The sequence below is a fragment of the Rubrilithobacter danxiaensis genome, assembly GCF_047272945.1.
Taxonomy (GTDB): Bacteria; Bacteroidota; Bacteroidia; order Sphingobacteriales; family Sphingobacteriaceae; genus Rubrolithibacter; species Rubrolithibacter danxiaensis.
In genome coordinates this window covers 358,916-384,666 of the sequence record NZ_JBKOPS010000001.1, presented here as the reverse complement: position 1 = coordinate 384,666, position 25,751 = coordinate 358,916, and the positions used below count along the sequence as shown (strand labels likewise).

The following is a 25,751-nucleotide window of genomic DNA, read 5'->3' as shown; positions in this document are numbered from 1 at the left end:
TCTATCTTAAGAATACATGCTTATGCCAGTTCTTTTATCATTCTGTAATTCATAATTTCAACGCCCTTTATGTTGTTTACCTGTTCTAATACTACCTTAAATCCGTTCTTTTCAAAAAAAGGTTTAGCTGTCTTACTTACATTGGAAGTTAAAATGTTAATCTGTAATTTGATTGCTTCTTTTTCTAATTCCTGGAGCAATTGATTTGCAATACCTTGTCTTTGGTAGTTTTTATGCACATAAAAAAGATCAATATGGCAGCCATCAGCTAATGATGCATAACCAATAATCTCATCATTTAATTCTGCTACTACAAAATGTTGTTTTATAAGCGCATCAATCCAGCGTTGCTTATTTTCAATACCTGAAATCCAGGCCTGAATTTGATTTTCATTATAATCTTTTTTACAAATTGTGGAAATGGTATCAATATAAAGTTGCTGTATTTCAGCCAGGTCTTCAGGTTTAGCGGGCCTTAGCTTAGGGTAGGTAAGATTCATTTAATTAGATTTTTAGTAACGTGACAACAGGTATAGATTTAAAATAAAATAAAACGCCTGCTTCAAACTTGAAGCAGGCGTTCATATTTCTGATAAATTTATTTATTACTCAAAATATTCTTTCATCCGATCAAAGAAACTTTTTTCATTTTTTCCCGGCTGCGGTTTGAAATTAGGAGATGCCTGGAGTTTTTCAAGAAGATCCCGCTCTTCTCTTGACAGGGCTTTTGGCGTCCAGATATTCACATACACTAGCTGGTCTCCACGATGGTACGAGTTTACTTCGGGTACTCCTTTGCCTTTTAATCGCAAAATTTTACCTCCCTGTGTTCCCGGTTCTATTTTTATTTTTGCTTTTCCATCGATGGTAGGCACTTCCACACTTGAGCCCAGGGCTGCATCAATAAAGCTGATATGCAGGTCGTACACCACATTATTACCTTCACGACTTAAAAATTCATGAGGGATTTCTTCAATCAGAATAATCAGATCGCCCGGAGAGCCTCCTCTTGGAGCTGCATTTCCTTTTCCTCCCATGGATAACTGCATTCCTTCGCTTACACCGGCTGGTATGTTAATGGAAATTGTTTCTTCTCCTCTTACAACACCATCGCCGTGGCAGGCAGTGCATTTCGAGGTAATTTGTGTTCCTTCTCCGTTACAGGTAGGGCAGGTGCTGGTAGTTTGCATTTGCCCCAAGATGGTGTTAGTAACCCGGCGAATACTTCCCGAGCCACCGCATGTATTACAGGTGCTGAATGAAGAACGGTCTTTTGCCCCGGTTCCATCACATGTTTGGCAAACTACCTGTTTGTTAACCCTGATCTTTTTCTCTGCTCCTTTGGCAATTTCCTCAAGGGTTAATTTTACTTTAATTCTGAGATTGGTTCCTCTTGCAGCCCGACGGCTTCCACCGCGTCCCTGCTGCCCGCCACCAAAAAAACTTTCAAACGGGCTTCCGCCTCCAAAGATATCTCCAAACTGACTGAAGATATCTTCCATGTTCATTCCGCCGCCATATCCGCCGGCTCCGCTTGTCCCCGCGTGTCCAAACTGGTCATAACGCTGGCGTTTTTCCTGGCTGCTTAAAATTTCGTATGCTTCAGCAGCCTCCTTAAACTTCTCTTCTGCCTCTTTATCGCCGGGATTTTTGTCGGGGTGGTACTTAATGGCCAGTTTACGATAAGCTTTTTTAATCTCATCGGCTGCGGCATTCCTGGAAACGCCTAATATGTCGTAATAATCTCTTTTTGACATCTTTTATTTAAGATTGATTATTGAATGGAAGAGCATCTAATTCTAATCCTTTCATTCAATTCACTCACTGTTTATGCTCCTACAACAACTTTTGCAAATCGTATAACTTTATCATTAAGATAGTAACCTTTTTCGACTTCGTCGATTACTTTTCCTTTTAAATCTTCAGAAGGGGCAGGTATGTTAGAAATAGCTTCCTGCAAATCCGGATCGAAAGGCGCTCCCTTTGATTCCATTTCTTTCAATCCCTGCTGGGACAGAATATTTTTCAACTTATTATGAACTAATTCAACGCCTGCTTTTACGGGCGCTACCTCGGTAGCCACTTCCATTGCCTTCAAGGCCCGTTCAAAGTCATCTATAACAGGTAAAAGGCTTACGAGAACATCTTTTCCGGCTGTTTGAAGCAATTCCACGCGTTCTTTACTTGTACGGCGCTTGAAATTATCAAATTCGGCGTACAGTCTCACGTATTTGTTGTTTAGTTCAACCACTTCGGCACGAAGTTTTTCTACTTCAGCATTTTGGGCATCATCAGCTGTATTGTTCTGCTCGTTCATTATTTCCTGCTCCTGTCCCGATTGAGGATTTTCAGCATTTTGTAATTCTTCTTCCTGGTTCTGAATCTTTTTCTTCAACATGTCTGAAATATTCATAATAATCTCTTTTGACAAAATTTTTGCCAATACAAAAAAACGGTCATGCTGTCAGTGATATTTTTTACTGTTCTAACATTTTGACCTGCTGTAAATAACTGATTATACAATTTTTACATCTTCATGAACCAGCCCGTTTTCGCATTTAATAATCCGGGAAGGAAAAGTGCGGATCATGTGATAATCGTGTGTAGCCATTAAAACCGCAGTGCCAGAACTGCTTATAGCTTTAAGCAGTAAAACAATTTCTTCTGATGTTTCAGGATCTAGGTTCCCCGTAGGCTCATCTGCAAGTATAATTTCCGGATCGTTTAACAATGCTCTTGCAATAACTACCCGCTGCTGTTCGCCGCCGGAAAGTTCATGCGGCATTTTCTTTATTTTTGAACGCAGGCCTACTTTTTCCAGTACATCGCGTATGCGTTCTGAAATCAAATTTTTTTCTTTCCATCCGGTAGCACGCATAACAAACTGCAGGTTTTGTTCTACTGTCCTGTCGGTTAACAACTGGAAGTCCTGAAACACTATTCCGAGCTTTCTGCGCAAAAAAGGTACATCCTTTTCGGCTAATTTTTTTAGATCAAAACTTGCTACGTGGCCTTCTCCGGCAGCAATGTGGAGATCTCCGTAAATAATCTTTAACAAACTGCTCTTTCCCGATCCTGTCTGCCCGATAAGGAAAACAAACTCTCCTTTATCTATATGTAAATTTACATTCGATAATACCAGGTGTTTCTGCTGGTAAACATCAACGTTTTGGAGTTTTATTACTGAATTACCGATCATTTCTCAATATCTAATTTAACGATCTGCCCGAAAGGAAGATTCTTAACAAGGTTCATTATGTAGTCCGTCTTATCCCCTAATCCAATTTTTTCCAGTGATTTTTCAGGTCTGTCGACCCTGAAATAAGCCAGAAGAGTAAACTTTTCATCCCGTAATTGTACATAATCCGGAATTTTTGCTACTCCCTTTACTTTAATAATATACATTTTGATCAAAGGTAAAATTTTCCCTGCAAATGGAACCGGAGAATTTTACAAGTCCTGAAGGAATTTTATCGTATTTATTCCATCGGCATAATCCCAGAGTTTAGGGTGCTGGCTTTGTCCAAAATCTACCAGACACTCTTTTACCTGTAAAGGGAGCATACTCACCACGCATTGAAGTTCGTTCGACAACGCATTTAACTTAGTGTTAAGCTCCTCCAGAGTTTCATATTCTTCATAGTAAACAGTTGCAAGAGGAGAAGCTGTTTTTTCATCCTGTTTGATCAGTAAAAAGCCGTTATCCAAATGCTTGTTTCCGTTAACCAGAAAAATAGATTTATTATAATCGTAATTGTTTATGTACTTATAATGATTACCAACAGTATTAAAGCGCTCTATCGCTTGAAATAAGGGGGTGAACGAGTATTGTACCGGTACAAAAAGTTTTGAAACGTTTCTGCATCCCAGGCCGAAATAACTAAAAATATCATCCCCTAAAGCCGCTAACTGTTCAGGGCTTTCTTTTCCTGAAAGAACTGCTACACTGTTCCTGTTTTTCCGTATGATATGCGGTACTTTTCCAAAATAATATTCAAAATACCTGGCTGTATTGTTGCTGCCCGTAGCAATAACAGCGTCAAATGCTTCTAACTTTTCTGTGTAAGAGAAGTGTGAAGCAAAGGCAGGCTCAAATTCAGTTAACATATTTAAAAGATGCGGGATGAGTTTTTTATCCTGGGAAGATAACTTTATCAGTGCATGGTTGCCCGTTGCAAGAACACATAAAATATCGTGTAAGCCAACAAGTGGAATATTGCCTGCAAGCACAAGACCGATCTTTTTTATTTCAGTAATGGGTTGAACGTACCCTAACCAGTGATCTATATCTTCTTTATTCAGCATCTGTGCGAGGGCCTTCACCGCTCTGTGTGTTTCCTGAGGTGTAAACCATGGATTATGGTGATGGGCTGAATTAATTAATTGGTTTAATTGCTCATCCGGGTCTGCCAGATACTGGCCCAGTTCTCTGAACGCATTTTTTCGTTTCTCCAATGTCAAAATAGAAATCATCAAACTATAATCTTCAAATAATGTTATATTTGCTCAGTTTTTTGCAGATAAGCAATTATTTGCAAATATTAGGTTTTAGATTAAGAATTCAGACAGTCATGGCGATTAAAATAACAGATGAATGTATTAATTGCGGAGCTTGTGAGCCTGAATGCCCTAATAATGCCATTTACGATGCAGGGGCAGCATGGCGTTTCTCAGATGGGACGGCTTTACGCGGTATAATTGATTTTGGAGACGGAACAACTTTAGATGCAGAAGAGTCTCAGACTCCTATTTCAGACGAATTTTATTATATAGTTTCTGATAAGTGTACAGAATGTAAAGGTTTCCACGATGAACCTCAATGTGCAGCAGTTTGCCCTGTTGATTGCTGTGTGGATGATGAAGATGTTCGCGAAACAGAAGAAGAGTTGCTTGCCAAGAAAGCATGGCTGCATGCAGAGGCATAAAGAGCACACTCAGAATACTAATAGAAGAAGCGATTTTTAGGTCGCTTTTTTTATTATTCACCTTTTCCCTTTTTTGTTTTATTCGGGATAATAAGAACAGGGCAATCGGCCTTTCTGATAACTTTTTCTGCTACGCTTCCTGAAATAAAGTGATCTATTCCGGTTCTGCCATGAGTGCCAAGGATAATCATGTCCGCATTCCATTCTTCAGCAGTTATCAGTATTTCATCAATCGGGTTTCCTATTTTGTTAAATGTGTAAATAGTTAAGTTCGAGCCGTACGTATCCGCTATTTTGTTTAATAATTTTTTACCTGTTTCTTCCTGTGCCGCTATTATTTCAGGGATCATGGCCGGAGCTTCATTTAATATCGGATCTCCAACGTAGGGAGTACCTGTTGGAATATCGTTCACATGCAACAGGGCAACTTCGGCACCCAGACTTTTTGCAAGATCAAATCCATAACTTGTAGCTATCGTAGAATAATCGCTGTCTTCAACGGCGATTAAAATTTTGTGTAATTGATTTAAAGGGTTCATAATTATAAAACACTTGGTTTGAAAAGTAAGTTTTCCTTTATAAAGTTAAATTTTTTTTCTTTGTTTAATTTTTATGACGAGCAGCACCTACGGTATTTGTAATTTGTCCATCGTTCCGGTAAGGGCCGAGCCTTCTGATAAAAGTGAAATAACAACGCAGTTATTATTTGGTGATTGCTTTGAAATTATTCAGAAAACAGATAAGTGGGTTGAAATAAAAACTGCTTACGAGGATTATACGGGATGGATTGATGTAAAGCAATATGTCGAAGCAGAGTATGAGGAATATCAAAAGTTCAGCAAAGCAGAAAATGTGTTAAGTCTTGAAGTTTATCATGCTGTCAAGAATATAAGCAAAGATAGCTACTTGTATTTAGTTGCGGGATGTTCAATTCCTGTATCCGACCAGGGTAAGTTTACGTTAAATGAAGAAGAATACCAGGTTGAAGGTACTTCAATTAAGCTTCCTGAAAGTGCTTTTAAAGACAAGGTAATAAGTTGTTCAAAGTTTTTTCTAAATGCGCCGTATTTATGGGGAGGACGCTCTGTTTTTGGTATAGATTGCTCCGGCTTTACCCAAATAGTATTTAAACTTTTTGGAGTCAGGCTTAAAAGAGATGCCTGGCAGCAGGCTGAACAGGGAGAACTGATAAGTTCCTTAGAGAATGTTCAGGCCGGTGATCTTGCATTTTTTGATAATGATCAGGGACGTATAACCCATGTAGGAATAGTTATAAGTTCCACTCAGATCATTCACGCTTCCGGCAGGGTAAAAATTGATTCATTAAACCCAAATGGAATTTATAGTGAAGAATTGCAGCGGCAAACACATAAACTGAGGGTAATTAAGCGGTATGTGTGAGTTTTAGTAGTGTTAATAGATGGATAAGTATAAACTGAACATTTGCTTTTAAAACATTAAATTTGATTATGCAAGTACAAATAGATATTGGGTTTGACGAATTAGTTAGTATTGCTAAAAAACTGTCACCAACCCAATGGTTAAAGCTTAAAGAAGAGGTTGATAAGGAAATTAGGAAAGATGCACCGACGGAACTTGAAAGTTTTTTATTATCTGCCCCAACCTTGAACGATGAGCAGTTTGAACTGATTGAGCAGGCAAGAAAAGAAATTGATGAATGGCGATAAAGTAATACTTGTTGACACTTCTATTCTAATTGATCTTTTTCGTAAAACCGATAAAAGAAATTCAAGATTGGTAGCATTGGTTAGACAAGGCTATACTTTTTCTATCTCGGCAATAACTGAATATGAGATTTACGCAGGTGCTACAGAACCTCAAAAAAGTTATTGGGAAGATTTACTTAATAAGATAGAAGTTTTACCTTTTGATCAGGCCGTAGTAAAACTTGCTGTTGATATTAATAATAGTTTAAAAAAGAAACGAAAACAAATAGGAATTGCAGATCTTTTTATTGCAGCTACAGCAATTGCAAACAAGCTACCTTTTGCTACATTAAATATAAAACATTTTGAACGTGTTGATGATTTGGAATTCGTGGAGTAAATAAATTCTTTACTCAAATTCAAAGTTCCAGATCATAACAATTTTATCATCTCCGGCGGAGATTAAATATCCCGTACTGCTATCCCAGCAGATCTTATTGACGGATAAACTATGCATTTCAATCCCTTTTTCGCGGCTTAAAACCTTTTGAAGAGTGAAAGTTTCAGAACTCCATATTTTAATGCTTTTATCCCTGCTGGCTGTTGCGAAATAGGGTTTAGATGGATGAAACCGGATGTCGTAAATGGCAAAGAGATGGGCGATAATGGTTTCTTTCAGAGAAAAATCGAGTGTGCTCCAGATATTGAGCCTGGCGTCTCTGCCGCCGCTAAGCAGGAATCTTCCATCGGGTGAGAACTGAACGGAAGTAACCGGCATGGTATGTCCCTCAAGTTCTTTGAAAAAAGAATAATCTTCCAGGTTATAAATACGGATCAGGTTGTCTTTGCAGCCAAAAGCTGCCAGTGTTTCATCCGGATTTACGGTTATTGACCTGACTGTATCTGCTGAAACTTTAAATGAATATAAAAGCTTGAAATCGTTGAGGTCCCAGATAGAAACAGAGCCATCTTCGGAAGAAATAATCAATTCGTTTTTTCTTTTTACAGAAGTAATATCAAATATGGGCAGGCGGTGATGGGAGAGGGTAGCAACAACTTTTTGCTGTGCAAAATCGAATACCCGTACGTTTCCGCTTCTTTCCCCGATTACTAGAAGCGGGAAATTGCTAACGGCATGAAGAGCATAAACAGAAGTTGGAGCGGGAACAAGCACTTTTATATGCGACAATGTTTTTATGCTCCATTCAACTACTCCTTTATCATTCCCTGCCGAAAAGAAAATACCGGGTTTTTGCGAACTTTCAACGGTATAAACAGGATTCTGATGGCCGGGTAAAGCCGCTATTCGCTCAACTTTCATTATTTATGCCTTTGCGAAAGATTATCACTTATGGTTTTTAAGCTTATATTTTTCTCTTTTAACAGTACCAGCAGGTGGAACACAAGGTCGGACGCCTCGTTTATTAAGTCTTTCTCTGTTTCGTTTAACGCAGCTATTACGGTTTCAACGCCTTCTTCTCCAACTTTCTGTGCAATCTTGTTTAAACCTTTTCCTCTGAGTTTATTGATGTAGGAATCTTCCCTTGGATTTTCATATCGGTCTTTTATAATCTGCTCTAAGCGGAAAATAAAATTCTGGTTATAATCTGTAGAAAAACAGCTTCTGGACCCTGTATGGCATGTTGGGCCCTGGGGATTAACTTTTATAAGTAGGGTATCGTTGTCGCAGTCTTCAGCAATGTTTACAACGTGCAGAAAGTTTCCGCTTTCTTCGCCCTTGGTCCATAAACGATTTTTCGAGCGGGAAAAAAAGGTAACCTTCTTTTCATTCAGCGTTTTCCGGTAAGCTTCCTCATTCATATATCCGAGCATCAGTACTTCCAGGGTTTGTTCATCCTGGATAACTACAGGTACCAGCCCGTTTGATTTATCAAAATCAATGTTCATTTAATATTTTAATTGCTCCAGGAAGAAGCTTCTGCATTCAGTGCAGCTAAAGCCTTACCCGGATATTGTTATTTCTTAATTCATTTTTCAGCGAAGGTATCATTATCTCCCCGTAATGAAAAACAGAAGCGGCAAGGGCGGCATCAACATTGCTTTTTTCGAACACTTCTATAAAATGCCCTGTAGTTCCTGCTCCGCCTGATGCAATCAGGGGAATGGATATGGTATCGTTGATCTTTTTTAAAAGATCGCAGTCAAAGCCATTTTTTGTGCCATCATGATTCATGGAAGTAAGCAGTATTTCGCCAGCACCTAATTCCTCGGTTTGTTTTATCCAGCTTTCCGTTTCTAATTCGGTAGCGATTCTGCCGCCGTTTAAATGCACCAGGTTTTTACCTTCTACTATTTTGGTATCTACTGCAACTACTACAAACTGTTTTCCGAATGCATTTGCCAGCTCACTTATCAGGGCCGGATTCCGTACGGCGGCCGAGTTAACAGATATCTTATCTGCGCCGGAGTTTAACAGGATATCCGCATCGGCAATTTCATTAATTCCTCCCCCAATAGTAAAAGGAATATTAATTTGCCGTGCAACCGCTTTTACTAATTCTACCATGGTTTTGCGGCGTTCGTGGGTAGCTGTAATGTCAAGAAAGACAAGTTCATCGGCGCCCTGACGGGAATACTGCCAGGCTAATTCTACAGGATCGCCCGCATCGCGGAGGTCAACAAAGTTTACTCCTTTTACTGTTCGCCCGTCTTTAACATCAAGGCAGGGAATAATTCTTTTTGAGACCATTAACAGTAAAAATATAAGCTGCAAAAAGATTTATCGGACTTCTTTCTGCTGAAAATGAAAATTCGTTTTTCTTAATAAACTAAAAACTCTTTGCTTCGTGATGATAAACATCACATATAAAGTGAAAACAGATTGAATCCTTAAAATGAAATCAGCGATTTCAGATTCCAGTCCTGGATTTCTTCTATAGTGATATGGCCCTCATAAATTGCCTTGCCTACAACACATGCTTCCACCTTAATTTGCTGTAAGGTATATATATCTTCCATAGAGCTGATACCACCGGAAGCAATCAGTTTAATAAAAGGCGAGTGATCAAGCAGTTTCTGGTATAATTCAACACCAGCACCGCCCAATTTTCCGTCTTTATTTATGTCAGTACACAGAAAGCGGAAAAAGCCTAAGGATAAGCAACGATCCACGTAATCCATCAATTTGATAGGAGAGCTTTCCATCCAGCCTGAATACTTTATAACTTCATCCAGCACATCAATAGCTACAACTACCTGGTCTGAACATTTTTCTTTACCACAAATCTCTTTACTCAGATCCGGTAAAAATTTTGGATTTGTAATGGCCTGGGTTCCTACAATTATCCGGTGAATTCCGGAATCAATTAATTCCTTAACTTTTTCAATGCTTCTTACACCGCCTCCGTACTGTACTTTCATTTCAGTTTTGCGGATGATATCAAACAGGTACTGTTGATTGCTAAAATCACCACGGGCACCGTTTAAATCAATGATATGAACAAATTCAGTTCCGTTTGACTGATATTTCTCAATCATTTCTTCGAGGGTAACATCGTAAAAGGTAACCTGTTCATAATCTCCTTCACGAAGACGGACAACTTTTTTGTCCAGAATGTCAATTGCCGGAATAATATACATATTAGTTTAGGTATGTAAAGTTCTTTAATATTTTTTCGCCTGCTTCTCCTGATTTTTCAGGATGAAATTGTACTCCAAAAAAATTATCCTTTTTTACTGATGCTGAGAATTTAATTCCGTAATCTGCCGATGCAAGAGTAAATTTAGAATTAAATTCTATAAAGTATGAATGTACAAAATAAAAGTATGAATTATTTTCAATTCCTTTAAACAGCTCATTTTCAAATTCTACCGTTACCTTATTCCAACCCATATGCGGAACTTTTAGTTTTAAAATTTCAGCATTAAATTGAACGGTATTTAAAGGAATAATAGAAGTGAGGGAAGAGCTGCCTTCTTCAGAGAAATCAGTTAATAACTGCATTCCTACACAAATGCCCAGAACCGGTTTTTTTAATTCTTTTATCAAAGGAACAAAACCTGTTTCTTCCAGTTTTTGCATAGCTGCACCCGCATGTCCAACGCCGGGGATAATATAGCGGTCGTACAAATCAAACTCATCTGCAGAAGTAATCATCCCGTAAGAAACCTGTTGCCTGTCTAAAGCTGCAGTTAACGAAAAAAGGTTGCCTGCTCCGTAATATACTATCCCTACATCTTTTTTTTCCATCAGAGTGAGTTTGGTTTATTCTATTTACAAAACACCTTTTGTGCTTGGCAAAGCCATGTTTTCGGCATTTCTTTTTACCGCCATTTTAATAGATTTGGCAAACGCTTTGAAAATAGCTTCTATTTTATGATGCTCGTTTTGTCCTTCTGCTTTTATGTTCAGGTTCGATCTCGAAGCATCACTGAAAGACTTGAAGAAGTGGAAAAACATTTCTGTTGGCATTTCTCCTATCTTTTCGCGGTTAAACTTTGCATCCCATACAATCCAGTTCCTGCCACCAAAATCAATTGCGACTTGGGCCAGGCAATCATCCATAGGGAGGCAAAAGCCATATCGTTCAATTCCACGTTTATCTCCTAAGGCTTCTAAAAATGCTTCGCCTAAAGCAATTCCGGTATCTTCTATGGTGTGATGTTCGTCGATATGCAAATCACCTTTCGCGGTAATTGTCAGATCGATGCTGCCATGCCTGGCAATCTGATCGAGCATATGATCAAAAAATGATAAACCTGTAGAAACGTTTGCTTCACCTTTTCCGTCAAGATTTATCTTTATATAAATATCAGTTTCTTTCGTTGTCCGGCGGTGTTCAATTTCGCGTTTTCCAATTTTAAGAAATTCGTAAACCTCTTTCCAGTTTGTAGTATCTAAAGAGATAAATTCCTTTAACTCAGACTTCTGCTCTTTAATCTCATCCGATCCGAGTAATTCATCCTTTTTTAACCAGATTGCTTTACAATTCAAATTCTTGGCTAAAACAACATCTGTAATACGATCGCCGATTACATAGGAATTAGCCAGATCGTATTCCTCTGCATTGAAATACCTGGTGAGAAGGGCGGTGCCGGGTTTGCGGGTAGGCGCATTTTCGTGAGGAAAGGTTTTATCAATAATTACCTCGCTGAAAGTTATTCCCTCGTTTTTTAATGCCTTGATAATGAAGTTGTGGATGGTCCAGAAATTTTCTTCCGGATGAGAGGGAGTTCCGAGCCCATCCTGATTGGTAACCATAACAAGTTCAAAATCCATTTCGCGGGCTATTTTACCCATGTATTCAAATACATGCGGGTAAAATTCAAGTTCGCTGAACGAATCGATCTGGTAGTCTTCCGGCTCTAACACAAGTGTGCCATCCCGATCTATAAATAAAACTTTTTTTAAAGTACTCATTAAGCTATTAAATTATTAACCGGTTTGTACTCTTTTAAGGCAGACAAAAGACGTTCGTTTTCAGATGGAATACCCACTGTAATCCGTAAACAACCTTCGCACAATTCTACTTTCGACCTATCACGAACAATGATGTCTTTCTCAACAAGGAAATTATAGATTTTTACAGGTTCGGTAGTTTTTACAAGAATGAAATTTGCGTCAGAAGGATAAATGTTTTCCACAAAACCGAATTTTTTCAGTCCCAAAACCAGGTTATCGCGTTCCTTAATAGTTTCCTTAATCCAGTTATTTACCTGCTCAACATTGTTCAATGCTTCTGAAGCAAGTCGTTGCGAGGCTTCATTTATATTATAGGGAGGTTTTACCTTATTGAATACTTCGATAATCTCCTGACTTGCAAAGGCCATTCCGACCCGTAAACCAGCCAATCCCCAGGCTTTTGATAAAGTTTGAAGTATCACTAAATTGCTGTATTCAGTCAGCTCCTGAATAAATGACCGCTGCCGCGAAAAATTTATATAAGCTTCATCAATTACAACGATGCCGTTAAAATTCGCCAGAATCGTTTCAATAGCTTCCCTGTCTATTGAATTTCCGGTAGGATTGTTAGGGGAGCAAATAAAAATCAGTTTCGTGTTTTCATCAATTGCTTCCGCAATGCCGTCAAGATTGAGCTGGTAATCCCCAGTCAGGGAAACTTTTCGTATTTCAACATCGTTGATGTTGGCGCAAACCTGGTACATGCCGTATGTAGGGGGAAGCAGAATAACATTGTCAATACCCGGCCGGCAGAAGGCACGGAAAAGGATATCTATAGCTTCATCGCTTCCGTTACCCAAAAAAATATTTACAGGAGGAACTCCCTTTATTTTGCTGATCTTTTCTTTTACCTCCAGCTGAAGAGGATCGGGGTAACGATTAAAATTAGTGGCTAAAGGCGAGCCAAAAGAATTTTCGTTCGCATCTAAATAGATGGAAGCCTCTCCCTGAAATTCATCTCTTGCCGATGAATAAGGTACCAGGTTCTGTATATTTTCTCTTGTTATTTTTTTTAAATCAAAACTCATGATTGAATTCTTTTATACTGTTTTCAACCGGATACTTACTGCATTTTTGTGCGCCTGTAATCCTTCCAGGCTTGCTAACGTTTCTACAACAGGCCCTATATTTTTTATTCCCTGTTCTGAAATGTGCTGAAAAGTGATCTTCTTTACAAATGAGTCAACAGAAACTCCCGAATAAGAACGGGCATAAGCGCTGGTGGGCAGTGTATGATTGGTTCCTGAAGCATAATCTCCGGCACTTTCGGGCGTAAGATCACCCAGAAACACAGAGCCGGCATTGCTGATCCTGGGAATAAGGTCTTCCCAGCTTGCCGTTTGAAGAATTAAATGTTCAGGAGCGTATTTATTGCTGAATTTTATAGCCTCATTTAAATCTGAAACTAATACTGCATATGAGTTTTCTATTGCCTTTGTTGCAATCTCTTTTCTGGGTAAAAGATTCAGCTGCCCGTTCAGGTTAATGATTACCTGTTCAAGCAGTGTTCCGGATGTTGTTACCAGAACTGCCTGCGAATCTTTGCCGTGTTCAGCCTGGGCCAACAAATCGGCGGCTACAAAACCCGGATTTGCATTTTCATCTGCAATAACCAGTACTTCCGATGGTCCTGCAGGCATATCAATAGCTGTTTGAGTGCTTGATTGGATAAGCGTTTTTGCTTTCGTCACAAACTGGTTGCCAGGGCCAAATATCTTATCAACTTTCGGAATACTTTCTGTTCCGTAAGCCATAGCGGCAACTGCTTGAGATCCTCCTGCAAGAAATATATGATCAATTTCAAGAAGCACGGCGCAGTAAGCAATATAATGATTTATGCTGCCGTCCGACTGGGGAGGAGAACACACTACAATTTCCTTGCAGCCGGCAATGCGTGCAGGAATGCCGAGCATTAAAAAGGTGCTTGGCAAAACCGCTGTTCCGCCCGGAATGTATAAACCCACTTTTTCAATAGCACGATGCTCACGCCAGCAGTTTACTCCGGGCATTGTTTCTATTTTTTCTTCTTTTACTAATTGAGAAAGATGAAATTTTCGGATATTGTTAAAAGCTGTTTGTAATGCCTGCTGTTGTTCTTTTTCAACATTTGCCGCCAGTTCAGCAATCTGAACCTTATTTAATGATAAACTGTCCAGTTTAACCCGGTCAAATTTTTCTGCGAAAATCTTTAATGCGTTATCTCCGTTTTCCCTTACTTCCTGTATAATTTCTTCAACTTTGTTTCGAATGCTATTGTCTTCATCCACATTCCGCTCAACCAATTTTGTAATTTGCTGATCGTTTAACTCAGAATATTTATAGCTTGTTAACATCTGTTCAGAGAATAATTTTTTCAATAGGCATTACTACAATTCCTTGCGCTCCGGCCGATTTAAGTTCGCTGATCCGTCCCCAGAAATCCCTTTCCGGAATAACGGTATGCACAGCAACCCAGCCTTCTTCGGCTAATGGAACAACTGTAGGACTTTTTATACCCGGCAAAAGCGATTGAATACTTTCCAGGTTTTTACGCTCAACATTTAAGACTACGTATTTGGTTTCTTTAGCACGTAAAACAGACTGTACACGTTGAATCAATTCGACGATCAGTGGATTTTCTTCTTCGCCCTTGCGGCCAATTAAAACAGCTTCTGAATGCAATACATCTGCAAAAGGTTTTAAACCATTGCTTTTTAGGGTGCCGCCAGTTGAAACCAGGTCGCAGATTGCTTCGCTTAACCCCAATCCCGGGGCAATTTCTACCGAACCGGAAATGGTACGGATATCTGCCTTTACATTATTTTCCTTTAAGAATTTCTTTAGTATAACCGGATAGGACGTAGCGATTGATTTTCCTTCCAGATCAGCAATGGATTGTATGGTAGAATTACTGGGTATTGCCAGTTTAAGGGAACATTTTCCAAAGCCTAAACGCTGTAAGAAACTTACAGATACCTCGGTTTCGCTGATAACGTTTTCGCCTACTATTCCGATATCAGCTATTCCATCCTGAACGTATTCAGGAATATCGTCATCTCTCAGAAAAAGAATCTCCAAGGGGAAATTTGATACCTGGGAAATAAGGGAACTTTTATAGTTTTCGAAGCTTAAACCGCAGTTTTTAAGAAGCTCTACTGATTTTTCGTTTAATCTACCCGATTTCTGGATAGCTATTTTGAGTGTTTTCAATGTTTAAGTTTTATTAATCAGACCACAATATTAAGTATAAACCATGTTTCACGCAGAAACTTACAAATCTTTTATCGCCGCTGGGGGCGATGATGGAAATGCAAGAAATGTGTTATAACAACTAATGGCATACTATTTGGTTCCTGATCAATAGTCGGGAGCACAAAGATATAATTACCGCTTTAAAACTCAAAATTTAACAGCTTAAACAAAAATTATGACGAAAGAAAACATAAAATACCTCTTTATTTTTCTATTATTTAGTACAACAATTTTCCAGTCATGCAAAAAATCACGATCAGATATCGGAGCAATTTTATTTAAAGAATCTAAAAACCGTGTATTTAAAAAGGTTGATTCTGCTGCGTATTATAAAGTTTTCAAACAAGTCCTTTCAGAGTCGGAAGAAGATGTGCGAAATCCTAACCTTATTAATAGTTTTTATAAGAAACATGAATACGAGCCCTTTTTTGTGGTCAATTACATCAAAGACGGCCAATTGAAAGAAATATTGAACTACTTTCAAAAAGCTACTGACCATGGTCTTGATCCGGAATTTTTTCATTATACGGAGCTTAAAACCCTGGCAGATAAAATTTATGACAAACATGGAATTAAATCTGCCGATGAAGCGTATAAAAGCATTGCCAGGCTCGAGGTGCTAACCGCTACTTCGCTCATTGATTATTCAAATGCGCTTCAGTACGGCATCGTTAATCCTCGAAGAATTTTTGCCAGGTATTATATAAAAACAGCACGACCAGATAGTTTGGCAATGCTGAAGGTTTTTCGGGAAAAAGATTTGAAAACCTTTCTCGATAGCATTCAACCTAAAGATCCGTCTTATAAAAAGTTGCAGCAAGCCCTTGTTTCCGGGTTCCAATATCCCGGATTAAGTAAAGAAGAAACTGCAAAAACAATTAAATTAAATCTGGAACGATTAAGATGGAAAACAGGGAGAGACCAAGATAATCGTTATGTCTGGGTTAACATTCCCGATTTTCGGCTCACATTTTTTGATTCAGGAAAGCCTAAGCTTTCTATGAAAGTATGTGTTGGTGAATCAAAAGAGATTAATTACTATGAAAAATTACGTCAGTATAATGACAGCGGGGATATTAACGACCGCCCTCATAATCATGAAACACCCATTCTCAGCAGTGCTATACATACCATTGTAGTAAATCCGGTTTGGAACATTCCGAAAAGCATTGTACAGACAGAGATTGCACAAAAAGCAATGGAAGACCCTTATTATTTAAGCAATAACGGCATACAGGTTTTTTATAAGGGCGAACAGATGGATGCCGACAATATTGACTGGGATGCAGTAACGAGGGATAATTTGCAGCTTGAGTTTAAGCAAAGCCCCGGCGATGAGAATGCATTGGGAAAGATGAAATTTCTTTTCAAGAATTCCAGCAGTGTTTACCTGCATGATACGCCGGTAAAATCAGCATTTAATTTAAATAACAGGGCCATCAGCCACGGATGTGTGCGGGTAGAAAATCCGCTGGCCTTGGCGGAGGCTATAGCTCCTACAGGCAGTATGTTTAATACTATTCAAACTGAATTTAAAGGAAATAGCGAAGACTCAAGATCATTTTCAATTAAAAATAAAGTTCCTGTTTATCTGGATTATATGACTTGTTGGGTAGATTCTGAGGGTAAAATTCAGATCCGGCCGGATGTGTATCACCTCGATCAGATCCTCTCCCGTACGCTGGGAAAGGCTTTATCCTGAGTTGAACCTGTTTGTGCGATATTTTAAATAAATCCTTTATTTGTACTTTACTTAGTTGAATATGTTAAAGGCAGGTATTATAGGATTGGGAGATATTGCGTTAAAAGCGTATCTTCCGGTATTGGCAAACAAGCCAAATATCGAATTTCACTTATGTTCAAGAAACGAAAGCAAGCTAAACGAGGCCGGAGAGAAGTTCAGGATTGTAAACCGGCATACCACGCTTGAGTCTTTAATAAATGCAGGGATAAAAGCGGCTTTCGTGCATGCAGCAACCGATGCACATTTTGAAATAGTAAATGAATTGCTGTTAAACGGAATTCATGTTTATGTGGACAAACCTATCACCATGGAATACCGGCTTTCAAAAGAGCTGGTTGATCTAGCAGAAGGAAAAGGACTTTTGCTGGTGGTGGGATTTAACCGGAGGTTTGCTCCTGTATACCGGCAATTGAAAGAAATGGAAGAGCCGTCCGTTATCATAATGCAGAAAAATCGTAAATCGCTGCCCGATTCTATAAGAAGATTTGTGGTTGAGGATTTTATACACGTAGTGGATACGCTGCGGTTTTTGTTTCCGTACACAATAGATCAGGTACTTGTTCACGGCAAAAAAAGAGGCAACATGCTCCACCATCTGGTAGTTCAGTTTGTTTCAAAAAAAGGCCCGGTGGCTATAGGTATTATGGATCGGGATACCGGTACAACCGAAGAAAAGATTGAAGTTATGAATGCTTCTGAAAAGCGTACTGTATATAATGTAGCTGATCTTTACATTGAAAAAGAACGCCAGGTAATTAAAACAGGGACGAGTGATTGGGAACCCACACTTTATAAAAGAGGTTTTGAAGGTATGCTCGATGATTTTATTGCCGCTTTAACTACAAACTCGCAACCTATGATTTCAAAAAGGGATGCCTTATTAACTCATGAAATTTGCGAATACATTGTAAAACGAGTAGAGGAGCTGGAATAAACAGATTCTGCTAATCTTAAATATAACATTTTGTAAAACCTTTCGTTGTAATGGAGCAGGGAAGAAAAGGTGAGAATCTCAATTAGTTTTAACAGAATAAGCGCCAGGCGCATTTACCGCATTTTATTTTTTTCAACCGTTGTTTCAATCTTTCTTGTTGCAGAATGTGCAGCAGGACAGTCTGCGGTATTGCCTATTGTTTTGAAACCGGAAAAGGTAAGCTTCACTCCCAAGGAATTTTATATTTCTGATTTTAGAGATCAGCGGATGGATAAGAATCGTATCGGAGAATTACTTGTTTTAAATTCTGCTCAGGAAAAACTCCAAAGACAAACAGTTGATCTGCAGGGTGGATCGTTTCAAACATTCCGCGATTTTTTTCTACAAAGCGTTTCCAGAAATCCTAAACTTCGTCCTGTACTTATTGTATTGAAGAAATGCAGTGTTGTAGAAACGGAGCAGCCGGGAAGAATAAAAGGGAACGTGGAATTAGTAATTGATTTCCAATTGCAGGGAAAAGATAAAAACATATCCTTGATCGAATATAAAGGAGGAGCCGAATATCTTCGTTCCGTAAATGGAATTGCAGTTGTAGAGCCTGCATTAAGAAAATCGCTTATTGCCGGCCTGGATTTTTTTAATAACTGGATAAACAGGGAAGCTGACACCAACGAAAAGCTGGCAAAAGGAATAAAACTTATTTTCGAAGAATATAAAAAAAGTGCCGATCCTGATACTGTTTTTTATGATATTAAGCGGCCATTGACCTGGAAAGATTTCCGGGCTCCTGTGCCTGCCGGAAGCCGGTATGCTGCAACAATTTTTCCAAGTCTGGCATACGAGGGAAGGAGTGAGGTAGTTAAGGGATTCATTGAGCTTCGTGTAGCGCTCAAGGTTTTCGCCACTCCATCCTCTTCCTGGGTGCGGCCAGAAGCAAAAGACAGTTACAGCTTAAATCATGAACAAAGACATTTTGATATCGTTAAAGTGGTTGCAGAACGGTTCAAACAAAAAATTAAGTCGGAAAAATTAACCTTAGATAATTTCGACAGTATTTTGAGATATGAGTATATCGAATCCTTTCGTGAAATGAATCGTCTTGAAGATCAATACGATGATGAAACCGGACACGGGCAAAACGCAGCAATACAGCAAAAGTGGAATGAAAAAATTGATGCCGAACTTGAATCGTTTCGTGTGAAATAAATTTGTTCTGGTTTTGCTTTCCTTAAGGGCGTTTTCTGTTAAAACGGAGCATTAAGCTCCCGAAAATCAACCTCAGACTATTACCTTTTTCTCTTTAAAGATTAAAAATGGAAATTTATATTTAAAAAATAATTTCCAGCATGGATGACATAAAGAACGAAATTCTGAAGGCTTCTCTAAATTATTTTTTTGCAGCAGGGTATTCGGAAGATGTCAAATAATAAATTGGTTGCTCTTTTAGGTATTTCAACTAAAACCCTGTATAAACACTTCAAAGACAAAGAAGACTTATTAGAACAGGCATTGGAATTACATTATTTGCAACAACATGAGGTCTTTGAAAATCTTTACCAGGGTGAGAGTGCTCCTGTTCTTCTTTTTTATGCATGGCGGCAAGGATTTGACATGGAGTTCAACATCAATAAGACTTTTTTCAAGGACCTGCATTATTACTACCCGGAACTTGAAAAGAAGGTAGAGGTGCGTAATGCTGAGAAACTTTGGAAGGAACTGATTCAGATTGTTAATAAGGGAAAGGAGGAAGGACACATTATGGAAGACGTTATAGCAGAGGTTGTGTTGGAGGGTATGTCAATTCTATATGTTTCGGCTGTAAGGAAAGGAGATTTTAAAAAGTTACGTCTATCTCCAAATGCCATTTTACTGAATACGCTGGGAGTTTACCTGAGAGGTATTTGTACCGAAAAGGGGATTCAGGCTTTAGATAAATATTTGACAGATTTCGATGAACTAAACAAAAAAATACCTGAAAAAGAAGGTGTCATAGGCAGATAAGCAACTACTTAAATTATTCATTAATACAAATTTAGAATCTAAAAAAAACAAATTAATCATGAAAAAAGCAAGCTTATTTTTCGCAGGATTACTTTTCCTGCTAATGTCTCAGAACGTAGATGCATAAGTTAAAAAAGGTGCAGATTTTTTTGCAGGAAAGTGGAACGTGTTAGTAAAGGGTACACCTAACGGCGACGCGAACATGTTTTTTGTACTGGAAAAAAAGGATGACAAGATTACGGGTGTAGTGCAAGACTCAACAGGAAATGAAATATCAAAAATTGACAATGCCAAGGTGACCGATGACGATATTACAGTTTACTTTAATGCCAGCGGATACGATGTTAATGTGAATCTAAAGAAGAAAGATGATGATCATGCTGCCGGAAGCCTGTTGGGTATGTTTGATGTAATAGCAGACAGGGTAAAGGAAAATGAATGACAACCCTTCAAAGCATTGCACTGGAAAAAATAATTATGAAAAAACTGAATAAGTTTTTTGCCGGACTTTTTTTGCTACTACTTGCAGAGAGTGCAGGAGCACAGTCTGGACAAACACAGTTGCCGCTAAAATCAACAATTAACTTAATGCCATATCCTCAAAGTCTGCATGCTGCAGGTGGTAAACTACGCATTACCTCACAGTTTAGCATTAATCTTTCAGGTGCTGAAAAAGATGAACGGCTTGAAGCTGCAACAAACAGACTGCTGACAAGACTCAATGCAAGGACGCTTGCATACTTTGAACAGGAGCGGGTGGTGTTGAACGAACAAAAACATAATGCCACCCTTACCCTTCAGGTGAAAACAAAGGGAGAACCTTTACCCGGAACAGATGAAGCTTACCAACTCTCTGTAGACTCATCGAAAGCCTCCTTAGTTGCAAACAGCACCATTGGTGCATTGCGAGGTATGGAAACATTGTTTCAATTGGTAGGAGCAGATGCAGAAGGTTATTATTTACCTGAGGTAACAATCAGCGATGGGCCTCGTTTCAGGTGGCGGGGAATGATGGTAGATGTTGCCAGACATTTTTTGCCGATAGATGTATTAAAAAGAAACATTGATGCAATGGCGATGGTGAAGCTAAATGTGCTTCATTTGCACCTGTCTGATGATGAAGGTTTTCGGGTGGAATCTAAAGTTTTTCCCAGGTTGCAAAAGTTCGGTTCTAAGGGGCAATATTATTCTCAGGCAGACTTGAAGGACCTGGTAAAGTACGCTTCTGCAAGAGGCATAATGATTTATCCGGAAACGGTGACTGGAGAAGCCGGATTAGTATTTATCAAAGTTTTATTACAAAAAAGGCCTTACAAGTATATTGTAAGGCCTTTTTTCAGGTGGAGAATATCGGAGTCGAACCGATGACCTTTTGCATGCCATGCAAACGCTCTAGCCAGCTGAGCTAATCCCCCGTTGAGGTGGCAAAAGTAATGAAAAGTTGATAAGAGACAAATAAATATTATTAAAGTAGTCGAAACTTTAGTTGATAGAGGAGATCAATAGAACTGCTAATTTTATCTTAAGAAAGGATAGGCAGAGTTAGCTATCTAAACAGGAAATTGAGGAGCTTTCAGGTAGGTGAAACAAACAGGTTTAATTCAATCCTAAAGCTCCTCCCGTACAACTTACCTAAACTAATTAATTGAAAAAAAGGATATTAAAAGAAAAATAATAAATAAAAAGAACATCAGGAAAGGTTCTCTGGCATTCGTCACTATTTTCTTCGACTGTATAATTTTATTCGCTAAAGTAAACACATGTTCCATGATTCTGTGAATTTTATTACTGTCTTAACTTTTTCTTTGAGAAATTGTGTGCAGTATTTTAAAAACGAGAAAAATGTGGTTACTTGTTCACAAACTTTTTTCCCTCAAAAATTCTTTCCTGTACCGTAAGGGGCTTTTGCCGGTTTTCATCCTGAAATATTTATGAAAGCTGGCAAAATTATTAAATCCGCTATCAAAGCAAATCTCTTTTACGGTACTGTTATTTTCAATTAACAGTTTGCAGGCATAACCCACCCGTATTTCAATCATAAATTCAGAAAAAGTTTTCCTGTTACGCGATTTAAAATACCTGCAAAATGAATTTGGACTTAAATGAGCAATAGCGGCAATCTCTTCTGTACATATATTTTTACGGAAGTTTGCAATGCAATATTCATAAATAGTGCTCATGCGGTCGCTCTCAGGGTCATTAGGTATGTAACTAAACCCGATAGAGGATAAACTAGCATAATTTTCAGAACTGCCGATTTCCAGCAAAGCCTCCAATAGCAATATCAAGCGCTCCGTACCAGTTTTTATCAGCATTTTTTCAAGGATAAAGGCTACTCTCTTTCTTGACTCACCCGTAACCTGTAAGCCTCTTTTTGATTTTTCGAGCACATCCCGTATTGCTTTGTTTTCAGGCAGCTGTAAAAATCGCTCGCCCCAGAAATTTTCCGAGAAATGTGCAACGCGTATATCAGTTTCTGTCAATATTGTTGTGCTTTTATGAAAATAACGCTCATCAAAACGCCAGTAATGAGGTAAATCAGAACCAACAAGCAGAACATCGCCATCGGTAAAGGATTTAATATTGTCGCCAATAAATTGGGTGCCATTTCCTTTTTCAAAATGGATAAGTTCTACTTCCGGATGATAGTGCCATTTGTTATTTATATAGGGAACGTTATCCTGCCGTACGCTGAACGAATCGGTTATGCCGGTTGCTACTTTTAATAATTGTGGCTTCATCAGAATTCAGTTGGATATACTAAAACTGCTAATAATAGTAAAGTAGATGCCAAAATAGCATAATAAATGGGTAATAAAGCAATATTTAAAATTAAAAAATCCGTGTATTTTGCCTTACCAATTATTAATCTTCCAAAAAATTGAAAATATATGTTTAGTTTAAAAGGAAAGTCGGCTGTAATAACCGGTGGCGGAAGCGGAATAGGCAAAGCCGTTGCCCGGGTTTTTGCATCGCAGGGTGCTGCTGTTACCATTTTGGATGTGAATATGCAGGGAGCAAAAGAAACGGCTGACGAGATTTCAGCAGAAAACGGCAAGGCTGATTTTTATCTCTGTGATGTAAGCAATCAAACTGAAGTAGCGGAGGTATTTAATAAAATCGGCCCTATTGATATTCTGATAAACAGCGCAGGAGTATCGCATATAGGAAATGCAGAAAATACTTCAGAAGAAGATTTCGAACGGATTCTTCGGGTAAATGTTAAAGGAGTTTACAATTGCCTGCATGCGGTTATTCCGTTAATGAAAAAGAATGGCGGAGGAATAATACTCAACCTGTCCTCAGTAGCTGCAGATTTGGGACTTTCAGATCGGTTTGCTTATTCCATGAGTAAAGGAGCAGTGCGTTCTATGACGTTTTCTGTTGCCAAAGATTTTTTGAAAGACAATATTCGTTGCAATTGTATTTCTCCGGGTAGGGTTCACACGCCTTTTGTAGATGGTTTTTTGAAGAAAAATTATCCCGGTCAGGAACAGGAAATGTTTGAAAAACTTTCCAAAACGCAGCCTATCGGCCGAATGGCAAAACCTGAAGAAATTGCCAATTTAATTGTTTACCTCTGCTCAGACGAGGCTTCTTTTATTACCGGCTCTGATTACGCTATTGACGGCGGCTTTATAAAATTGAACACCTAATTTAAAAAAGATGAAGAAAATACTGCTTTCGGCATACCTCTTAGCAATTGTATTGTTTACAAACGCACAAACTACATACAAACCTTCTGCGGCTAATCTTGAATCCAGAAAAGATTTCCAGGACATGAAGTTTGGCTTGTTCATACATTGGGGAATATACAGCATTTTAGGAGATGGTGAGTGGGTAATGCACACGGAAAAAATTCCGTATGATAATTATAAACGACTGGCAAATTTCTTTAATCCACAGGAATTTAATGCAAAACAATGGGTGCAAATGGCAAAGAATGCCGGAATGAAATACATCACCATCACTTCAAGGCACCACGACGGATTCAGTATGTTTCAAACCAAAGCTTCTCCGTACAATATTGTTGATGCAACCCCTTATAAAAAAGATCCTTTAATGGAGCTTGCTAAAGAGTGCGAGAAAGAAGGGATTGAGCTGCATTTTTATTATTCACTGTTAGATTGGGGAAGACCGGATTATGGCTTTGGAAAACCTATTGTAAACGGGGCGCCTGCCGATACCGACTGGAACAGCTACATTTCTTTTATGAAAACTCAGCTGACGGAATTAATCACAAAATATCCCGGAGTAAAAGGAATATGGTTTGACGGCCATTGGGAAAGGCCAACTGTTAACTGGCATTATAACGAGATTTACTCTTTAATCCATTCTCTAAATCCTAAAATTCTTGTTGGTAATAACCACCACCTTGCACCATTTGAGGGCGAAGATTTTCAAATGTTTGAGAAGGACCTTCCCGGAGAAAACACTACCGGTTTCAGCGGCAATTCTAAAATCGGAAATCTTCCTTTAGAAACCTGCGAAACTATTAACAATAGCTGGGGATTTAATATAAAAGACAATAACTACAAGTCTGTTAAGCAAATTATACACTATTTGGTGAACGCGGCGGGCCGTAATGCAAACTTCCTGCTAAATGTTGGGCCGATGCCTAACGGGAAAATTCAAAGTGAATTTACTGATACACTTGCAGTAGTAGGAAACTGGGTGAAAAATAACGGTGAAAGTATTTATGGGACCCGTGGAAATGTTATTCCTCCGCAAGACTGGGGCGTAGTCACTTCAAAGGATAAAGTTTATTTCGCTCACGTGTTAAAACCTGTAGGTAAGTCATATATTTTCATTCCGGGTCTTAAAGGGAAGGTAACCGCAGCTTCGGTAAATAAACAAACCTTGAAATATAAACAGCAGCCGGAAGGGGTTTTTGTATATCTTGATCAGGTAAAACAAGATCCCTACGATACAGTAATAAAATTAAATTTGAACTAAGGCACACGATATGAAATTAATACGATTCGGAGAACCCGGAAAAGAGAAAACAGGAATTATTTTAAACGATAAAAAATATGATACATCTGCTTTTGGAGAAGATTATAACGAACATTTTTTTGAAAGCGATGGGGTAAACCGTTTACAAAAGTTTGTTGAAGAGCATCGCGATAACCTTCCGGAACTTCCTGCAGATGTTCGTTTGGGTAGTCCGCTTGGCCGGCCGTCTAAGTTGGTTTGCATTGGTTTAAATTATGCCGATCATGCAAAAGAAACAAATGCACCGCTTCCGCCGGAGCCTGTTATTTTTATGAAAGCTACCACGGCAATTGTGGGCCCTTTCGATGATATAATTATTCCTAAAAACTCTAAAAAAACCGATTGGGAAGTTGAACTTGCAGTAGTAATGGGTAAAAAAGCAAGTTATGTAGCAGAGGCGGAAGCAATGGAATATATTGCCGGCTATGTTTTGCACAATGATGTTTCTGAAAGGGAATTTCAGCTGGAGCGGAACGGTACCTGGGATAAAGGCAAAGGCTGTGATACATTTGCACCCTTAGGCCCTTTTATGGCTACTAAAGATGAAGTTGCCGATGTACACAACCTTGGGTTATGGCTTAAACTAAACGGACAGGTGATGCAGAACGGAAATACCTCCAATTTGATTTTTAATATCCCCTTTCTTGTATCCTACGTCAGCCAGTTTATGACTTTGCTTCCCGGAGATATCATTACTACCGGAACGCCGGCCGGTGTAGGAATGGGTATGAAACCAGAACCGCTTTACCTGAAAGACGGAGATATTGTTGAATTAGGAATAGATGGGTTGGGAACATCAAGGCAACGGGTGAAAGGATATGGTAAATAGAAC

General features: G+C 38.8%; 30 protein-coding genes and 1 tRNA gene. 13 read left to right on the top strand and 18 right to left on the bottom strand.

Features of this window, described 5'->3' with window-relative positions:
- Positions 1–20 precede the first annotated feature (20 nt).
- The 6 genes from ACLCDL_RS01640 to ACLCDL_RS01615 all read right to left on the bottom strand — a co-directional run bounded on the left by ACLCDL_RS01640 (position 21) and on the right by ACLCDL_RS01615 (position 4,473).
- The gene (locus ACLCDL_RS01640) at positions 21–500 is read right to left on the bottom strand and encodes a GNAT family N-acetyltransferase (protein ID WP_423146258.1); all 480 of its coding nucleotides are present in this window, start codon (positions 498–500) and stop codon (positions 21–23) included.
- 105 nt (positions 501–605) lie between these two features.
- On the bottom strand, positions 606–1,757 hold the full coding sequence (gene dnaJ, locus ACLCDL_RS01635) for a molecular chaperone DnaJ (protein ID WP_423146257.1): 1,152 nt from the start codon (positions 1,755–1,757) through the stop codon (positions 606–608).
- 71 nt (positions 1,758–1,828) lie between these two features.
- Positions 1,829–2,413, bottom strand: coding sequence for a nucleotide exchange factor GrpE (locus ACLCDL_RS01630; RefSeq protein WP_423146256.1), 585 nt, complete (start codon positions 2,411–2,413; stop codon positions 1,829–1,831).
- Between the two features lie 102 nt (positions 2,414–2,515).
- Positions 2,516–3,199, bottom strand: a complete 684-nt coding sequence (locus ACLCDL_RS01625; protein ID WP_423146255.1) for a cell division ATP-binding protein FtsE — start codon at positions 3,197–3,199, stop codon at positions 2,516–2,518.
- On the bottom strand, positions 3,196–3,405 hold the full coding sequence (locus tag ACLCDL_RS01620) for a fructose-6-phosphate aldolase (protein WP_423146254.1): 210 nt from the start codon (positions 3,403–3,405) through the stop codon (positions 3,196–3,198). The genes ACLCDL_RS01625 and ACLCDL_RS01620 overlap by 4 nt, the downstream gene beginning before the upstream one ends.
- 45 nt (positions 3,406–3,450) lie before the next feature.
- Positions 3,451–4,473, bottom strand: coding sequence for an aldehyde dehydrogenase family protein (locus tag ACLCDL_RS01615; protein ID WP_423146252.1), 1,023 nt, complete (start codon positions 4,471–4,473; stop codon positions 3,451–3,453).
- Between the two features lie 98 nt (positions 4,474–4,571).
- Between ACLCDL_RS01615 and ACLCDL_RS01610 the strand changes: the two genes are divergently transcribed.
- Complete coding sequence (locus ACLCDL_RS01610) at positions 4,572–4,925, top strand: 4Fe-4S binding protein (protein ID WP_423146251.1); 354 nt, start codon at positions 4,572–4,574, stop codon at positions 4,923–4,925.
- Positions 4,926–4,978: 53 nt separating this feature from the next.
- Here the strand turns inward: ACLCDL_RS01610 and ACLCDL_RS01605 are convergent, their stop codons facing one another.
- The gene (locus ACLCDL_RS01605) at positions 4,979–5,464 is read right to left on the bottom strand and encodes a universal stress protein (protein WP_423146250.1); all 486 of its coding nucleotides are present in this window, start codon (positions 5,462–5,464) and stop codon (positions 4,979–4,981) included.
- A gap of 73 nt (positions 5,465–5,537) precedes the next feature.
- On the opposite strand from ACLCDL_RS01605, the gene ACLCDL_RS01600 reads away from it, so the two are divergent.
- The 3 genes from ACLCDL_RS01600 (at position 5,538) to ACLCDL_RS01590 (ending at position 6,992) form a co-directional block, all read left to right on the top strand.
- Complete coding sequence (locus ACLCDL_RS01600; protein WP_423146248.1) at positions 5,538–6,326, top strand: C40 family peptidase; 789 nt, start codon at positions 5,538–5,540, stop codon at positions 6,324–6,326.
- A 68-nt stretch (positions 6,327–6,394) separates the two neighbouring features.
- Positions 6,395–6,613: a hypothetical protein gene (locus ACLCDL_RS01595; protein ID WP_423146246.1), complete on the top strand. Its 219-nt coding sequence runs from the start codon at positions 6,395–6,397 to the stop codon at positions 6,611–6,613.
- Positions 6,600–6,992: a type II toxin-antitoxin system VapC family toxin gene (locus ACLCDL_RS01590; RefSeq protein ID WP_423146245.1), complete on the top strand. Its 393-nt coding sequence runs from the start codon at positions 6,600–6,602 to the stop codon at positions 6,990–6,992. The genes ACLCDL_RS01595 and ACLCDL_RS01590 overlap by 14 nt, the downstream gene beginning before the upstream one ends.
- A 9-nt stretch (positions 6,993–7,001) precedes the next feature.
- On the opposite strand, the gene ACLCDL_RS01585 is transcribed toward ACLCDL_RS01590, so the two are convergent.
- The 9 genes from ACLCDL_RS01585 to hisG form a co-directional block, all read right to left on the bottom strand.
- Positions 7,002–7,913, bottom strand: a complete 912-nt coding sequence (locus tag ACLCDL_RS01585; protein WP_423146244.1) for a WD40 repeat domain-containing protein — start codon at positions 7,911–7,913, stop codon at positions 7,002–7,004.
- Entirely contained in the window at positions 7,913–8,500 is a 588-nt protein-coding gene (gene hisIE / locus ACLCDL_RS01580) for a bifunctional phosphoribosyl-AMP cyclohydrolase/phosphoribosyl-ATP diphosphatase HisIE (RefSeq protein WP_423146243.1), read from the bottom strand. Before hisIE ends, ACLCDL_RS01585 begins: the two co-directional genes overlap by 1 nt.
- Before the next feature lie 46 nt (positions 8,501–8,546).
- The gene (hisF, locus tag ACLCDL_RS01575) at positions 8,547–9,302 is read right to left on the bottom strand and encodes an imidazole glycerol phosphate synthase subunit HisF (RefSeq protein WP_423146242.1); all 756 of its coding nucleotides are present in this window, start codon (positions 9,300–9,302) and stop codon (positions 8,547–8,549) included.
- A gap of 140 nt (positions 9,303–9,442) precedes the next feature.
- On the bottom strand, positions 9,443–10,192 hold the full coding sequence (locus ACLCDL_RS01570) for a 1-(5-phosphoribosyl)-5-[(5-phosphoribosylamino)methylideneamino]imidazole-4-carboxamide isomerase (RefSeq protein WP_423146241.1): 750 nt from the start codon (positions 10,190–10,192) through the stop codon (positions 9,443–9,445).
- A 1-nt stretch (position 10,193) separates the two neighbouring features.
- Positions 10,194–10,802: an imidazole glycerol phosphate synthase subunit HisH gene (gene hisH / locus ACLCDL_RS01565; RefSeq protein WP_423146240.1), complete on the bottom strand. Its 609-nt coding sequence runs from the start codon at positions 10,800–10,802 to the stop codon at positions 10,194–10,196.
- A 24-nt stretch (positions 10,803–10,826) separates the two neighbouring features.
- Positions 10,827–11,972 (bottom strand): bifunctional histidinol-phosphatase/imidazoleglycerol-phosphate dehydratase HisB, encoded by a 1,146-nt coding sequence (gene hisB / locus ACLCDL_RS01560; protein ID WP_423146239.1) that lies wholly within the window; start codon positions 11,970–11,972, stop codon positions 10,827–10,829.
- Positions 11,972–13,042 carry a histidinol-phosphate transaminase gene (gene hisC / locus ACLCDL_RS01555; RefSeq protein ID WP_423146238.1) on the bottom strand — a complete coding sequence of 357 codons (1,071 nt, stop codon included), beginning with the start codon at positions 13,040–13,042 and terminating at the stop codon, positions 11,972–11,974. The genes hisB and hisC overlap by 1 nt, the downstream gene beginning before the upstream one ends.
- A 12-nt stretch (positions 13,043–13,054) precedes the next feature.
- Positions 13,055–14,347 carry a histidinol dehydrogenase gene (hisD, locus tag ACLCDL_RS01550; protein WP_423146237.1) on the bottom strand — a complete coding sequence of 431 codons (1,293 nt, stop codon included), beginning with the start codon at positions 14,345–14,347 and terminating at the stop codon, positions 13,055–13,057.
- Between the two features lie 4 nt (positions 14,348–14,351).
- Positions 14,352–15,203 carry an ATP phosphoribosyltransferase gene (gene hisG / locus ACLCDL_RS01545; protein WP_423146236.1) on the bottom strand — a complete coding sequence of 284 codons (852 nt, stop codon included), beginning with the start codon at positions 15,201–15,203 and terminating at the stop codon, positions 14,352–14,354.
- A 217-nt stretch (positions 15,204–15,420) separates the two neighbouring features.
- Here hisG and ACLCDL_RS01540 point away from each other — a divergent pair, with 217 nt between their 5' ends.
- From ACLCDL_RS01540 to ACLCDL_RS01515, 6 genes are all read left to right on the top strand, one after another.
- A complete protein-coding gene (locus tag ACLCDL_RS01540) occupies positions 15,421–16,947 on the top strand; it encodes a L,D-transpeptidase scaffold domain-containing protein (protein ID WP_423146235.1) in 1,527 nt (508 codons plus the stop codon).
- A 61-nt stretch (positions 16,948–17,008) separates the two neighbouring features.
- Positions 17,009–17,923, top strand: coding sequence for a Gfo/Idh/MocA family protein (locus ACLCDL_RS01535; RefSeq protein WP_423146234.1), 915 nt, complete (start codon positions 17,009–17,011; stop codon positions 17,921–17,923).
- A gap of 69 nt (positions 17,924–17,992) precedes the next feature.
- Positions 17,993–19,129, top strand: coding sequence for a hypothetical protein (locus ACLCDL_RS01530; protein WP_423146233.1), 1,137 nt, complete (start codon positions 17,993–17,995; stop codon positions 19,127–19,129).
- A 189-nt stretch (positions 19,130–19,318) separates the two neighbouring features.
- A complete protein-coding gene (locus tag ACLCDL_RS01525; protein ID WP_423146232.1) occupies positions 19,319–19,924 on the top strand; it encodes a TetR/AcrR family transcriptional regulator in 606 nt (201 codons plus the stop codon).
- 166 nt (positions 19,925–20,090) lie between these two features.
- Positions 20,091–20,366: a hypothetical protein gene (locus ACLCDL_RS01520; protein ID WP_423146231.1), complete on the top strand. Its 276-nt coding sequence runs from the start codon at positions 20,091–20,093 to the stop codon at positions 20,364–20,366.
- Entirely contained in the window at positions 20,363–21,292 is a 930-nt protein-coding gene (locus ACLCDL_RS01515; protein ID WP_423146230.1) for a family 20 glycosylhydrolase, read from the top strand. Before ACLCDL_RS01520 ends, ACLCDL_RS01515 begins: the two co-directional genes overlap by 4 nt.
- Here the strand turns inward: ACLCDL_RS01515 and ACLCDL_RS01510 are convergent.
- Both ACLCDL_RS01510 and ACLCDL_RS01505 read right to left on the bottom strand, forming a co-directional pair.
- Positions 21,266–21,339: transfer RNA gene (locus ACLCDL_RS01510), tRNA-Ala, on the bottom strand. The genes ACLCDL_RS01515 and ACLCDL_RS01510 overlap by 27 nt on opposite strands.
- Positions 21,340–21,780: 441 nt before the next feature.
- Positions 21,781–22,665, bottom strand: a complete 885-nt coding sequence (locus ACLCDL_RS01505) for an AraC family transcriptional regulator (RefSeq protein WP_423146229.1) — start codon at positions 22,663–22,665, stop codon at positions 21,781–21,783.
- Between the two features lie 150 nt (positions 22,666–22,815).
- On the opposite strand from ACLCDL_RS01505, the gene ACLCDL_RS01500 reads away from it, so the two are divergent.
- Genes ACLCDL_RS01500 through ACLCDL_RS01490 form a run of 3 tightly spaced genes read left to right on the top strand, consistent with a single transcriptional unit; the run spans position 22,816 to position 25,748 of the window.
- Positions 22,816–23,580 carry an SDR family NAD(P)-dependent oxidoreductase gene (locus tag ACLCDL_RS01500; RefSeq protein WP_423146228.1) on the top strand — a complete coding sequence of 255 codons (765 nt, stop codon included), beginning with the start codon at positions 22,816–22,818 and terminating at the stop codon, positions 23,578–23,580.
- Positions 23,581–23,590: 10 nt separating this feature from the next.
- Positions 23,591–24,880 carry an alpha-L-fucosidase gene (locus tag ACLCDL_RS01495; RefSeq protein WP_423146226.1) on the top strand — a complete coding sequence of 430 codons (1,290 nt, stop codon included), beginning with the start codon at positions 23,591–23,593 and terminating at the stop codon, positions 24,878–24,880.
- A gap of 10 nt (positions 24,881–24,890) precedes the next feature.
- On the top strand, positions 24,891–25,748 hold the full coding sequence (locus ACLCDL_RS01490; protein WP_423146225.1) for a fumarylacetoacetate hydrolase family protein: 858 nt from the start codon (positions 24,891–24,893) through the stop codon (positions 25,746–25,748).
- Positions 25,749–25,751 lie beyond the last annotated feature (3 nt).